Origin of the sequence: Corallococcus sp. AS-1-6 (assembly GCF_020037015.1) — a bacterium.
GTDB lineage: Bacteria > Myxococcota > Myxococcia > Myxococcales > Myxococcaceae > Corallococcus.
In genome coordinates this window covers 150,239-163,646 of record NZ_JAIQDE010000022.1, presented here as the reverse complement: position 1 = coordinate 163,646, position 13,408 = coordinate 150,239, and the positions used below count along the sequence as shown (strand labels likewise).

Sequence of the window (13,408 nt, the reverse complement as noted above, 5' to 3'; positions counted from 1 at the left end):
TCTTCTTGCGATGTCACCCCACCTCTATGCGGCTCGTAGGACTGCTTATTCCGCGCAGACCTCCAGTCGGACAGGTTCTCAAAGGCCGCGGCGGACCCGGGCGGGGTGCCGTCCGTGTCAGCTCGCGAAGGCCTGACGGATGCGCGCCAGGGCGTCGTCGATGTCCGCGGCGGACACGTCCAGGTGGCACACGAGGCGGATGGAGTGCGGGCCGGTGGGGTTGGCGAGCACGCCCTGCTTCAGGAGCAGCGCGGAGGCCTCCGCCGCAGGACGCAGCAGGTCCGCGAACACCATGTTCGTCTCCACCCGGGACAGGTCCACCTTCACGCCCGGCACCTGGGCCAGGCCCTCCGCCAGCCGGCGCGCGTTGGCGTGGTCCTCGGCCAGGCGCTCCACGTGGTGCTCCAGCGCGTACAGCGCCGCCGCCGCGAGGATGCCCGCCTGCCGCATGCCGCCGCCCAGCCGCTTGCGCAGCCGCCGCGCCTCGCGGATGACGTCCTTCCTGCCCGCGAGCGCCGAGCCCACCGGCGCGCCCAGCCCCTTCGAGAAGCACACTGACGTCGAGTCCGTCAGCGACGCCCACGCGGACGCGGGCCTGCCCGCCGCCACCTCCGCGTTGAACAGCCGCGCGCCGTCCAGGTGCACCGCGAGCCCGGCCTTGCGCCCCGCCTCCACCACCGCCTTGAAGCGCTCCACCGGCCACACCGTGCCGCCGCCGCGGTTGTGCGTGTTCTCCAGCGACAGCAGGCGCGTGCGCGGGTTGTGGATGTTGTCCTCGCGCACCGCCGCCGCCACGGTCTCCGGCTTCAGCAGGCCGCGCTCGCCCGGCAGCGGCCCCGGCTGCGCGCCCCACAGCGCCGGCACCGCGCCACCTTCGTACTGGAGGATGTGGCTGCCCTCCTCCGTGAGCACCTCGTCGCCGGGACGGCAGTACGCGCCGATGGCGATCTGGTTCGCCTGCGTGCCGGAGGGGACGAAGACGGCGGCCTCCAGGCCGAGCCGCTCGGCCACGCGCTCCTCCAGCCGGCGCACCGTGGGGTCCTCGCCGTAGACGTCGTCACCCACCTCCGCGTCGGCCATGAGCCTGCGCATGGCGGGCGTGGGCTTCGTCACGGTGTCGGAGCGGAAGTCGATGGGCTTCATGGTTCTCCTCGGTACGTGAAAAGGGGCGCCCCGCCATGGTGCTTGGGCGGGGCCGCCCCGTGACATACAACGCCCGCGTGGCCCGGCGAGAGACAGTGGGTGAGAAGCGGCAGCGTGCGGTGTCGGTCCTGGACGGTCTGGAAGCAGCCATGCCGGACGCCCGCATCGAGCTGGACTACCGCACGCCGCTGGAGCTGCTGGTCGCCGTCATCTTGTCCGCGCAGTGCACCGACAAGCGCGTCAACCTGGTGACCCCCGCCCTGTTCGCCCGCTTCCCGGATGCCCAGGCCTACGCGCGCGTCGAACCCTCGGACGTGGAGCCCTTCATCCGCACCTGCGGGCTGTACCGCGCGAAGGCGAAGAACATCGTCGCCACGGCGCGCGCGCTCGTCTCGGAGCATGGCGGACAGGTGCCGCTGGTGCGCGACACGCTGGCGGAGCTGCCAGGCGTGGGGCTGAAGACGGCGGGCGTGGTGTGCATCCACCTGGGCGGCGACGCGGCCTTCCCCGTGGACACGCACGTGAAGCGGCTGGCGTACCGGCTGGGCTTCACCTCGCAGGAAGACCCGGACAAGGTGGAGAAGGACCTGCAGGCGCTGCTGCCTCGCGAGCGGTGGACGCTGGGGCATCAGTTGCTGGTGTGGCACGGGCGGCGCACGTGCTTCGCGCGCTCGCCCGTTTGCGGCTCCTGCGTGGTGGCGGACCGGTGCCCGAAGAAGGGCGTGCGCGCCACCGCGAAGGATTAGGCGGACGCCGGGGCGCCCTGCTCGCGCGAGGCCTTGAGCTTCTTCATGCGCTTGCGGATGAACTCGCGCTTGAGCGTGGAGACGTGGTCCACGAAGACGGTGCCATCCAGGTGGTCCGTCTCGTGCTGCACGGCGATGGCCAGCAGGCCGTCACAGCGCAGCGTCTGCTCCTGGCCTTCCTCGTCCAGGTAGCGCACGGTGGCGACGGCGGCGCGGTCCACGTCCTCGGCTTCACCGGGGATGGACAGGCAGCCCTCCGTGTAGGTCGTCTCCCCTTCGAGCGAGACGAACTCCGGGTTGATCATCGCCAGGGGCTTGGACTCCGGCTGCTGCGGCCGGGTGTCCAGGACGATGATGCGCTGGAGGACGCCCACCTGCGGGGCGGCGAGCCCGACGCCCTCGGCGGCGTACATGGTCTCGAACATGTCCTTGATGAGCGCGCGGACCTTGTCGTCCACCTTCGCCACCGGCTTGGCCTTCTGCTTCAGGATGGGGTCGGGCCAGATGAGAATCTCGCGAACCATGGAGGGGACTCTTAACCCCTCCGGACCGCGACGGGCAACCGTTCCACCGGGCATCAGTCGAGCAGATTACGGGCGTACTCGCCCCGCAGTCGGTCGTCTCCCAACGCCCGGGCGGCCTCCGTCAACACCGCGCGGATCTGCTGGGCGCGGTGCTGGAGCGCGGGGTCCGGATGGCCGGCGAAGCGCAGCGGGTGGAACTCGGCGGCGAGCAGGGCGTATGCCCGCTTGACCTCTTCACTGCCGGCCGAGCGTGCGAGCCCCAACACAGTGAAGTAGTCCGCGTCCTGGATCTCCTCGAACTTGGCCTCCAGGCGGTGCACGTCCAGCTCCGGCGGCAGGCCGCCCTGGGCGTCCTCCGACGGCGGATGCAGCGCGATGAGGCCCAGCGTCCGCGCCACCGCGAGCGTCTTGAGCGCGCCGTCCTGCGGCAGGCCCGCGCCCAGGAGCAGCGACTCCAGGGTGCGCTCGCCGTCCACGGCTTGCAGGAGCTGGAGCTCGCGGGCGGAGAGGCCGAAGTCCGCGGGGGGCATGTGCGCGTCGCCTCGGGAGACCTGGGCGCGCAGGGAGCCCGCGGCGTCCAGGAGCGATTCGGCGGTGAGCGTGTTGCGCAGCCCTTCCGCGAGCAGGTGCAGCGGCGGGCGCGTGGCGGCGGCGAGCGCCACTTCGTGGGGCGCGGGCTCCGGCACCAGGCGGTAGAGCGTGGAGGGCTCCGAGAGCGCGTCCAGGAAGACCTGTTCGGTGTAGCGCTGGACCAGCGGGACGGACTCGGCTTCGCGCACGTAGCCGCGCCCGCGCAGGGCTTCCAGCAGCGTGCCGGTGGTGGCGCTGCGCACGAGGCGCAGCTCGGCCTCCTGGCGCGCGTCGATGAGGCCGTCCGCGCGGGCGCGGTCGACGAGGGACTCGCCCTGCGCGGAGGACGCGGCGCCGACCAGGGCCCCGTCGCGCAGCCAGAGGACGCGCAAGGCGTTCATCACCTTGAGCTCCAGGCGCACCTCCATGCGCGCGTCGCAGAGCCGCAGGATGAGGCGCGCGAGGCCCTCCTGCGTGAGGCTGCCGCTGCGGGACACCGCCATCTCCGGACGGCCGGGGGATTCGAGCGGGATGATGGTGGCGCGGGCCTGGGCCGCGGCCTCCTCCGCGTCCCGCTGCGCTCGGGCTTCGAGTTCTTCGCGCTCGCGTTCGGCCTGGAGGCGCTGTTCGACGGCTTCGGCTTCGAGCCTCGCGCGGGTTTCGCGCTCGCGGGTGAGCTCCTCGCGGAGCTGGTCGAGCTGCGCTTGCAGGGTGTCCCGGGCCTGCGCGAGGTCCGTGGATTCGGAGCGGGCGCGGGCTTCGGCTTCGGTGCGGGCCTGGGTCTCGGCGGCGAGGCGGGACTCCGCGGCGGTGCGGGCCTGGGACTCGGTTTCGAGGCGGGCTTCGAGGTCCTGGCGGGCGCGGGCTTCGGAATCGAGGCGGACCTCCAGCACGGTGCGCAGCCGGCCTTCGGACGTGGCCTTGGCGGTGGCTTCGGCGGCCTTCTGCTCGGCCTGGAGGGCGCGGGCCTCCGCGGCGGTGCGGGCCTGGAGCTGCTGTTCGGCGGCGGCTTCCGCTTCGGCGCGAGCCTGTTCGGCCTGGGCCAGGCGCGTCCGGGCGAGTTCGTCCGCGTCGTGCGTGGACTGTTCGGCGCGGGACTCCGCCTGGGCGAGGGACTGCGCGAGTTGATCCGCCCGGGCCTGGGCCTGGGTCAGCGCCTGCGTGAGCTGCTCGATGCGCGCCTGGGCCTCGGTGCTCGCGTGGGCGGACTGCTCCGCGCGGGCCTCGGCTTCGGTGCGTGCCCGTGTGAGCTGCTCGATGAGAGCCTGGGCCTCGGTGCTCGCGTGGGTGGTCTGCTCCTCGCGGGCCTCGGCCTCCGTGCGTGCCCGCGTGAGCTGCTCGATTCGCGATTCGGCCTCGGTGCGCTCCTGCGCAAGCTGATCCGCACGGGCTTCGGCTTCGGTGCGTGCCTGCTTGAGCTGCTCGATGCGTGACTCGGCTTCGGCTCGTGCCTGCGTGAGCTGCTCGACGCGGACATCCGCTTCGATGCGTTCCTGCGTGAGCAGTTCGATGCGCGACTCGGCTTCAGTGCGCTCCTGCTCAAGCTGGTCCGCGCGGGCTTCGGCTTCGGTGCGTGCCTGCGTGAGCTGCTCGATGCGCGACTCGGCTTCGGCTCGTGCCTGCGTGAGCTGCTCGATGCGTGACTCGGCTTCGGTGCGCTCCTGCGCAAGCTGGTCCGCGCGGGCTTCGGCTTCGGTGCGCGCCTGAAGGAGCTGTTCCTCGCGGGCCTCTGCTTCGGCCCGTGCCTGCGTGAGCTGCTCGATGCGCGCCTGGGCTTCGGTGCGTGCTTGCTCAAGCTGCTCCGCTCGGGCCTCTGTTTCGGTGAGCGCCTGGGTGAGCTGTTCGATGCGGGCCTGGGCTTCGGCCTGGACCTGCGTGAACTGGCCCTCTCGGGTCCCCGAGTTGGCCTGGAGCTGCTGGAGCTGCTCCGCGCGGGCCTTGGCTTCGGCCAGGGCCTGCTTGAGCTGTTCGGCGGTCTTCTTCGCTTCGGCGCTGAGCTGCTCTTCGCGGGCCTGGGCCTGCTTCAGGGCCTGCGTCAGTTGCTCCACCCGTGCTTCCGCCTGGACCAGGGCTTCGGCGGGCTGCGCGGCCTTGGCTTCGGCTCGCTGACGGGCCTGCTTGAGCTGCTCCATCCGCGCGTTGACCTGGCTCAGGGTCTCCGCGAAGCGCGTCTCGTTCTGCTGCCTCGCCGCTTCGGCGTCGTCCGCTCGGGCCTGGGCCTCAGCCAGGGCTTCCTCGGCCTTCGTGGCCCGGGCTTCCGCCTGCGCCAGGGCTTCGGCGTTTCGTTCCGCGGCGGCTTCCGCGGCGGCCCGGACCTCCTCGGCCTGGCTCGCGGCCTGGGCGGACTGTTTTGCCTTGGCTTCGCCCTGGAGCAGCACCTGCGCCAGTTGCTGCGCCCTGGCTTCCACCTGCGCCAGGGCCTGCGCCGACTGCTTCGCCTTCGCCTCGGCTTGCGCCAGCGCCTGCGTGGCCTGCTGCACCCGCGTCTCCGCCTGGGCCAGCGCCTGCGCGGTCTGCTTCGACTTGGCTTCGGACTCGGCCAGCGACTGGGCCAACTGGTGCGCTCGCACCTCCACCAGGGACAGCGCCTGCGCGGAGTGCTTCACCTTCGCTTCAGCGGCGGTGCGGGCCTTCGCCTCGGCCTCGGCCCGGGCTTCCGCCTCGGCGCGCCGTGCCTCCAGCTCCGCACGGAGCCCGGCGTCCTCGCTGTCGCGGCCCTCCGCCTGCTCGGATTCGGCTTGCGCTCGCTGACGCGCGTCCGCGCGGGCTTCGGCCGCGATCCTTGCTTCGATCTCGGCTTCGAGCCGCGCTTCCACGTCCGTGCGCGCGGCCTGCTCCAGCTCGGCGCGGGCTTCGGCTTCCTCGCGCGTCTGCGCTTCCTGACGGGCCCGGAGCTCGGCCTCCTCGCGCGCCTGGACCTCCGTGGCGAGGCGCTTCTCGAGCTCGACCATCTCGAGCCGGGCCATCTCCGCGAGGGCCTCGGCTTCGCGGCGGTCGCGCGCCTCCGCCTCCGCGCGGGCTTCCGCCTCCACACGGCTTCCGGCCTCGGAGGCGAGCTTCGCCTCGACCTCCGCGAGGGCCTCCGTCGCCGACACGGCCTGGACTTCCGAGGCCTCCTTGGCCTCCGAGGCCTGCTTCAACAGGGACTCGGCGCGGGCGCGGGCGTGGACCTCCGCTTCGGCCCGCACCTCCACGGCGCTCCGGGCCTCTACCTCCGCGTCCGCTTCGAGCCGCGCGTCTTCGCGGGCTCGCGCTTCGCTCTCGATGCGCTCTTCCAGCTCGACGCGGAGCGACTGCTCCGACTCGGCCAGGGCCTCCGCGTCGGCGGCACGGGCCTCCGCCTCCTCGATGGCGGCGTGGGCCAGCGCGAGTTCCTCGCGCAGCGATTCCAGCTCCGCGACGAGATCCGACGACGGCTCGGCCCCATCCGTGCGCGCTGGAGCGGTGGCCTCCTGCTCCTGGGTGCGCGTCGCGTTCGCCCGCCGCGGACCTCCGGGCACCTGTACTGGCGCCGACAGTGCCGGGTCATCCCGCCGGGCGTTCGCGCGCTCCACCAGCGCGTCGCGCGAATTCGCGGAGGGACCCGCGGGCGTCGCATCCCCTGCTCCGCCCTTGCCGCCTGGATGCTCGAAGAAGTCACCGGCCCTGACCGGTTCACCCGTTCCAGGCTTGTCGCTCAGCCCCGCGGCGGTGCGACCGCCCCGCTCCGCCCCAGCTCCAGACGGGTCGCCCAGGCCCGCCGCGCGGCCACCGGCCCCCACTCCGGATTCGTTGCCCGGACGCGTCGAGGTGCCGCCGGTCGCCGCACTCGCGGCGCTGCCTCCCGCGCCGGTCGCATCGCCCGGGTTCGCGGACGAGACACCCACGCTCGCCACGACGCCCGCGGTGCTCTTGCCCGACGCGCGCAGCGGGACACGGGCCGCGACACGCAGCGGCCTCTCGGTGTTCACGCGAGGCGCGGCGCTGTCCGCCGTTCCGCCTTCGCGCGAGCCCGTGGCCTCCTCCGGACGCGACGCCGCCTTGGTTGGATTCGCGGGGGCCGCGTTCGTCGGGCTCGCGGGCTCCGTCCACTGGAGGGGCTTGGAACCCTCCTCCTTGGCCTCCTCGACGGTCTCGGAGTCGAACCAGTCCGAACCCACCGGCTTCGCGTCGGCCGAGGAGGACTCCTCCTCCCGCTCGCGCGCCTCGGCGGAGGCCTTCAGCTCCGCCTCCAGCACGTCCCAGTTCGACAGGCCCGCCGCCGCCAGCTCCTCCTCGGTCGGCTCCGAGGGCGCGTCCTCCGCCTCCGACGCACCCGCCGCCGCGGCCCGCTCCTCCGCCGCCACGTCCTCCGCGACCGAACCGAAGTCCGTCTCGTCGGAGTCGTCCACGCCGCCCGGCGCCGCACGCGCCTCCAGCTCCGGATCCGGCTCCAGCTCCTTCCACGCCAGCGGCGCGGCGCCCTCCGGCTCCGGCGCCTTCGCCGCCCCGCCGTCCTCGTCCGAGTCGACGTCGAAGAAGCCCTCGTCCCCCAGCTTCGGCGCGGGCTTCACCGGCTTCAGCCCCGGCGGGGTGAGCGGCTCTTCACGGAACGCGAGCCGCCCCTCGGCGGGCGCCTCCTCCGTGCCCCCCTCGTTCGGGAACGGGAAGCGCAACGTGGTGCGCGCCTCCGGTGGGCGGCCCTCGAACGCGCCTTCCGCGTTCGGCGGCTCCGCGTCCCACTCGTTGCCGACGCTCGCGTCGGGATCCTCCTCGCCCCACGCCTCGCCGGAGTCACCCTCCGCCGCCCCGGCCCACTGCGACTTCGTGCCCACCGACAGCGCGGAGTCGATGGAGGCGATGGCCTCCGACTCCACCTCCAGGTGCGCCTGCTCCAGCGCGGCGTTCATGCTGCGCTCGCGCTGCTGGTGCACGGCGTGCGCGCTGCGCTCCTCGCGCGTCATCGCCGCCACTTCCCAGTCCGTCTGGTTCAGCGGCGCCAGGTCCCCGAACAGCGCGTTCGCCAGCGCGGGGTCTCCGCCCACCGAGCGCGGCGCCGTCGCGTGCCAGGCCTCGTCCGGCTCCGGAGCGCTGCCCTTCACCGGCTCGCCCAGCGTCCGGTTCTCCACCACGCGCCAGCCATCCGCCTCCGCCGGCGCGCGGATCAACGTGTCCACCAGCGTCACGAAGCTCGGCCCGTCCAGGGGCAGCGGCGCCACCGGCGCGCTGAAGCCCTCGATGGCCTCGCTCAACAGCAGCACCCGCGCCTTGTGGCCATCCGGGTGCAGCACCAGCTCCTCCAACACCACGCGCCCGCGGCCGCTCTCCACGCCCGGCGCGAGCACGATGAGCTCCGGCAGGTGATGGCCAAAGGCGATGAGCGCGTCCGCGGCGGAGGTCGCGAGGATGACCTCGTGCCCTTCGCGGGACAGCAGTCGCCGGACGGCGGCGATGGTGGCGATGTCGTCGTGTACGAGGAGGACCGAGGCGCCCATGGGGGAGCCCGGGAGTCTACAGCATGGCCCCGGGATCCACGTCGATGACGACCTTCACCCCATTCGGCACATCCGCCAACGCCGCCTCCAACCGGGCGAGCAATGGGGCGAGCGCCGCATGCGTCGGCGCCTTCAGGAGCAACTGCCAGCGCGTCTTGCCCCGGATTCGGGCAATGGGCGCCAGGGCCGGCCCCAAAAGGCGCACCCCCGCCGACGCCGGCGGCATGTGGCGTCCCACCAGGTTCCCCAGGAAGCGCGCCACCCCCGCGGTCTGCTCGGGGTGCTCGCCCTCCAGCCGGACGGCCGCCATGCGCGCGAAGGGCGGATAGGCCAGCGCCTTGCGCCACTCCAGCTCCTGCTTGGAGAACCCGTCGAAGTCGTGCGCCAGCACCCGCTTCACCGGCTCCGCGTCCGGGTTGTAGGTCTGCACCAGCACCCGCCCCGGGTCCTTCCCGCGCCCCGCTCTCCCCGCCACCTGGGTCAGCAGGTGGAAGGTCCGCTCAGCGGCTCGGAAATCAGGAATCGCCAGGGAGGTGTCCGCCATCACCACGCACACCAGCGTCACGCCCGGGAAGTCGTGCCCCTTGGCCACCATCTGGGTGCCCACCAGCACGTCGATTTCACGCCGCGCGAAGGACGCCAGCAGCTCCGTGAGCTTCTCCGCGCTCGTCGCGGAGTCGCGGTCCAGCCGCGCCACGCGTGCGTGCGGCATCCGCTCCAGGACCTCCGCCTCCACGCGCTCCGTGCCGATGCCGAGCTTGAGCAGCGGGCCGGTGCACTCGCGGCAGGCGTTCGGAACGGGGAACGCCACGCCGCAGTAGTGGCACACCACCCGGTTCTGCGAGCGGTGGTGCGTCATGCACACGTCACAGTCGTGGCACTTGAGGGACAGGCCGCACACCTCGCACAGGAGGATGGTGCTGTGGCCGCGGCGGTTGAGGAACAGGATGACCTGCTGCCCCTTGGCCACGGTCTCCTCCATGGCCTGGAGCATCTGCGGGCTCAGGATGGGCGCCTCTTCCGTCACCTGGCCCTCGCGCGGACGCTCCACGCGCAGGTCCACCAGGTTGATGGTGGGCATGGGCCGGTCGTCCACGCGGTTCTTCAGCTCCATCAGCTTGTAGCGGCCGGAGCGCGTGTTCTGGAGCGTCTCCAGCGAAGGCGTCGCGGAGCCCAGCACCACCACCGCGCCGGCCTGCTTGCCGCGCACCACCGCCAGGTCGCGCGCCTGGTAGCGCAGCTTCTCGTCCTGCTTGAAGGACGGGTCGTGCTCCTCGTCCACGACGATGAGCCCCAGGTGCTCCACCGGCGCGAACACCGCCGAGCGCACGCCGACGGCGATCTTCACCGTGCCCTTACGCAGCGCCTGCCAGTGGAACAGCCGCTCGCGGTCCTTCAGCCCCGAGTGCAGCACCGCCACGTCGCCGCCGAAGCGGCTGCGGAAGCGCCCCACCAGTTGGGGCGTGAGCGCGATTTCGGGCACCAGCACCAGGCTGCCCAGGCCGCGCGCGAGCGTGTGCTCCACCGCGCGCAGGTACACCTCCGTCTTGCCGCTGCCGGTGACGCCGTGCAGGAGGTACGGCTGGAAGCCGCCCGCGTCCACGGCGCCCTGGAGCTCCTTCACCGCCAGGGCCTGCTCCGGGGTGAGGCGGTCCGGGCGGTTCTGCACCAGGCCCTCGCGCACGCCGGGCTGGAGCGTCACCTCCACCCACTTCACGAACTTGCGCGTGGCCAGCTTCTTCAGCGTCTCGCGGGCGCCGGGGATGGCGTGCGTCACCTCGTCCAGCGGCGCGCGTCCGCCCACCGCCAGGAGGTACTGGAGCACCGCGGCCTGCGCCGGGGCGCGGGCCAGCGCCGGCGGCAGCTCCGTGACGAGCGCCTCCACGAAGAACTGGATGTCCGGCTTCGCTTCCTTCTCATCCACCGCGGTGGAGAGGCCCGGCGGCAGCGCGCCGCGGATGACCTCGCCCAGCGGATAGCGGTAGTGCTCGGCGGTGAAGCGCAGGAGCGCGATGAGGTCCTTGGGCAGGGACGGCGAGTCCTCCAGCACGCGCTGGATGGGCTTGAGCCGCACGCCCCCTTCCACGGGCGCGTTCGCGGGCCCCAGGTAGAAGCCCAGCGCCATGCCCCGGCCGAAGGGCACGAGCACGCGCTGCCCCGGGGCGAGGTTGCCCGCGAGCGCCTCCGGCACCAGGTAGGTGAACTCCCCGCGCACGGGACGGCCCACGGCGACAGAGGCGAGTTGGGCGGGGGTGGCGCTCACGGCGGGGCGCACTGTAGCGGCGTGCTCCCGCTGCGACACTTCCCTTCCCACTTCCGTACGCCGCGTCCGCAACGGAATGGAACCGCGAGAGGGGGCCTCTCCCTGTGTCCGGGGAAAACCACCCAGCGCGAAGTGCTCCTGCTCCATGACCGACCTCTTGCCGCCAGTTCCCCCGGCCCGCCCGTCCTGCACCCGGGATCCACTGTGCCCCGGGCGTCTGACATGCCTCCTGCCCCGGGAAACACGAAGGGCCCCTTCCGGCCCTGGAGGACAGGGTGCGGAAGAGGCCCGGGTGGCCTGCGCGGAAGAGGGCCGTGCGGGCGGCCTAGCGGCCGTGGGCCTTCTTCACGGACGGGCGGTTGGACACGCGGTCCCACCACGCCATCACGTTCTTGTACGGGGCCACGGTGTCCTTCTCGCCCATGGCGAAGAGGTACTCCATGTACGGCGCGAAGCAGACCTCCGCGAGCGTGAAGTCATTGCCCGCCAGGAACGGCCGGTTCGCCAGCGCCGCGTCCAGGACCTCCAGCGGACGCTTCATGCCCTCACGGCCCTTGGCGATGTTCTCCTCGTTGTTGGTGCCCCGGAAGCGCTCCATGACGATCTTCATGGCCTGGTTGGAGAAGTAGGACTGCTCCACGCCGATGAACTGCTCCATCAGCGCGTAGGCCTTGGGGTCCGCGGGCGTCAGCGACGGGCCCGGCAGGGTGCGGTCCAGGAAGCGGGCGATGGCGCGCGACTCGTACATGATGAAGCCGTCGTCCAGCTCCAGCGCCGGCACCACGCCAAAGGGATGACGGGCGATGTGCTCGGGCGTCTTCTGCTCGTGCTTCATCAGGTCGATGTTGACGAACTCGGCCTGGTGGCCCTTCTCCGCCAGGACGGTGAGGACCTTGCGGGTACACGTGCTCATCGGGTTGCCATAGAGCTTCATGCGAATCGCCTCCGGGCCAGGAACCGGGGAAATCCCGGTCCTGGAACGGGCAGGACTTTCACCGTGAGCCCCGCCCATCGCAAGCGAATCGAAGCGAAGCCGCTACTTGAAGAGCGAGTCCGGCACCGCCGAGCGGTTGTCCGCCTTGAGGGCGGTGAAGCGCACCACGCGCTGGCCCGCCTTCCACACCTCCACCGTGCGGGGCATCCAGTCGCCGGTGGCGGGCGAGGCGTAGTCCAGGAAGCGCACATCCCAGGCCGCCCCGGACGCGTCCGCGTAGCGCAGGCGCGCGGGCCGGAAGGCGTCCTTGTAGACCCAGAACTGGGGCTTGCCCTCCGCGGGGTCTCCCAGGACGTAGGCCACCTCACCGCCGAAGCGCGCGAGCGACGTCACCTTCGTGTTGACGCCCAGCCCCTGGAGGTAGGCCTCCTGGGCCAGCTTGGTGTCCTGCACGCTGCCCGCGTCCTGCGCGAGGCTGGCGCACACCTGGGCCACCAGCACGGAGATGGCGGGCAGCTCCTTGCCCTCCACGCGCTTCCTGCCGGAGGCCTGCACGGTGGAGGACTTGAGGCTGCTGTCCGGCGAGCTCGCGTCGAAGCGGCAGCGGCCCGGAATCTTCACGGACAGCACGCCGTCCCCCTGGAGCTCCGGGCGGTCGGTGGGGACGTTGAGGGCGGCCCCGGCCTCCGCCACGCCCGTGGCGGAGAAGATGACAGAGCCTTCCACGCGGAAGGCCGACAGGTGCTTCTCCTCCCGCGCGTTGGCCATGCGCCGCAGGATGGAGCCGCCGGGCAGCACGTAGGCGCCGGCGGCGAGGGACACGAGGACTGCGGATGCGGCGATGAGACGCTTCACGGCTTCTCCGTCTTGACGACCTCGCGCAGGTACTCCAGGAGTCCTCCGCGCAGGTCGGGGCGCTTGAGCGCATAGGCGATGTTCGCCTTGAGGTAACCCACCTTGTCACCGGCGTCGTAGCGCTGGCCCTGGAACTTGTAGCCCAGCAGACCTTCGCTCTTCTGGAGCGTGGCCAGGCCGTCCGTGAGCTGGATTTCGCCGCCCACGCCCGTGGTCTGCTTCTCCAGGATGGGGAAGATGGACGGGGGCAGCACGTAGCGGCCAATCACCGCCAGGTTCGACGGGGCGGTGCCCTTCTTGGGCTTCTCCACCACGTGGTCGATCTGGATGACGCCGTTGCCCAGGTCCCTGCCGGCGGCGATGCCGTACAGGTGCGTCTCGCTGTCGGGGACCTCCATCAGCGCGATGACGGCCTTCTGGTGCTGCTGGTAGATGCGCGCCAACTGGCCGATGCCCGGATCCTCCGAGTCGATCATGTCGTCGCCCAGGAGGACGCCGAAGGGCTCGTCGCCGATGACGCTCTTGGCGCACAGCACCGCGTGACCCAGGCCGAGCGGCTCCTTCTGGCGCACGCTGATGATGCGCACCAGGTTCGCGATGGCGCGCATGCGGTCCGCTTCCGCCGTCTTGCCGCGCGCGCGCATCGTGGTCTCCAGCTCGAACGCGATGTCGAAGTGGTCCTCGATGGCGCCCTTGCCGCGGCCGTTGATGACGACGACGTCCTCCATGCCGGCCTTCACCGCCTCCTCCACGATGTACTGGAGGGTGGGCGTGTCGACGATGGGAAGCATCTCCTTCGGCACGGCCTTGGTGGCCGGGAGGAAACGGGTGCCCAGGCCGGCGGCGGGGATGACGCACTTGCGGATGAGCTTCGCTGCCTTCGTGTCGGTGGAGGACATGGGGCGGGGAATCTATTGGTG

The 13,408-nt window shown here is 72.0% G+C and carries 8 protein-coding genes; 1 reads left to right on the top strand and 7 read right to left on the bottom strand.

The window, feature by feature from the left end:
* Positions 1-117 precede the first annotated feature (117 nt).
* Complete coding sequence (gene ltaE, locus K8612_RS27100; RefSeq protein WP_223764410.1) at positions 118-1,143, bottom strand: low-specificity L-threonine aldolase; 1,026 nt, start codon at positions 1,141-1,143, stop codon at positions 118-120.
* Between the two features lie 35 nt (positions 1,144-1,178).
* On the opposite strand from ltaE, the gene nth reads away from it, so the two are divergent.
* Complete coding sequence (gene nth / locus K8612_RS27095; RefSeq protein WP_223764409.1) at positions 1,179-1,889, top strand: endonuclease III; 711 nt, start codon at positions 1,179-1,181, stop codon at positions 1,887-1,889.
* Here the strand turns inward: nth and def are convergent.
* From def to galU, 6 genes are all read right to left on the bottom strand, one after another.
* On the bottom strand, positions 1,886-2,413 hold the full coding sequence (gene def / locus K8612_RS27090) for a peptide deformylase (protein ID WP_223741189.1): 528 nt from the start codon (positions 2,411-2,413) through the stop codon (positions 1,886-1,888). The two genes, nth and def, sit on opposite strands and share 4 nt — an antisense overlap.
* A gap of 53 nt (positions 2,414-2,466) precedes the next feature.
* Positions 2,467-8,436 carry a response regulator receiver protein gene (locus K8612_RS27085; RefSeq protein WP_223764408.1) on the bottom strand — a complete coding sequence of 1,990 codons (5,970 nt, stop codon included), beginning with the start codon at positions 8,434-8,436 and terminating at the stop codon, positions 2,467-2,469.
* 16 nt (positions 8,437-8,452) lie between these two features.
* Positions 8,453-10,846, bottom strand: coding sequence for a primosomal protein N' (priA, locus tag K8612_RS27080; RefSeq protein ID WP_223764407.1), 2,394 nt, complete (start codon positions 10,844-10,846; stop codon positions 8,453-8,455).
* A gap of 178 nt (positions 10,847-11,024) precedes the next feature.
* The gene (locus K8612_RS27075; RefSeq protein ID WP_223764406.1) at positions 11,025-11,633 is read right to left on the bottom strand and encodes a glutathione S-transferase family protein; all 609 of its coding nucleotides are present in this window, start codon (positions 11,631-11,633) and stop codon (positions 11,025-11,027) included.
* Between the two features lie 102 nt (positions 11,634-11,735).
* The gene (locus K8612_RS27070; protein WP_223764405.1) at positions 11,736-12,488 is read right to left on the bottom strand and encodes a hypothetical protein; all 753 of its coding nucleotides are present in this window, start codon (positions 12,486-12,488) and stop codon (positions 11,736-11,738) included.
* Positions 12,485-13,387 (bottom strand): UTP--glucose-1-phosphate uridylyltransferase GalU, encoded by a 903-nt coding sequence (gene galU / locus K8612_RS27065; protein WP_223741194.1) that lies wholly within the window; start codon positions 13,385-13,387, stop codon positions 12,485-12,487. The genes K8612_RS27070 and galU overlap by 4 nt, the downstream gene beginning before the upstream one ends.
* Positions 13,388-13,408 lie beyond the last annotated feature (21 nt).

Bases quoted from the DNA above. Each gene is read 5' to 3' on its own strand.
- ltaE (WP_223764410.1), bottom strand. From the start codon at position 1,143: ATGAAGCCCATCGACTTCCGCTCCGACACCGTGACGAAGCCCACGCCC.
- nth (WP_223764409.1), top strand. From the start codon at position 1,179: ATGGTGCTTGGGCGGGGCCGCCCCGTGACATACAACGCCCGCGTGGCC.
- def (WP_223741189.1), bottom strand. From the start codon at position 2,413: ATGGTTCGCGAGATTCTCATCTGGCCCGACCCCATCCTGAAGCAGAAG.
- K8612_RS27085 (WP_223764408.1), bottom strand. From the start codon at position 8,436: ATGGGCGCCTCGGTCCTCCTCGTACACGACGACATCGCCACCATCGCC.
- priA (WP_223764407.1), bottom strand. From the start codon at position 10,846: ATGGAGCAGGAGCACTTCGCGCTGGGTGGTTTTCCCCGGACACAGGGA.
- K8612_RS27075 (WP_223764406.1), bottom strand. From the start codon at position 11,633: ATGAAGCTCTATGGCAACCCGATGAGCACGTGTACCCGCAAGGTCCTC.
- galU (WP_223741194.1), bottom strand. From the start codon at position 13,387: ATGTCCTCCACCGACACGAAGGCAGCGAAGCTCATCCGCAAGTGCGTC.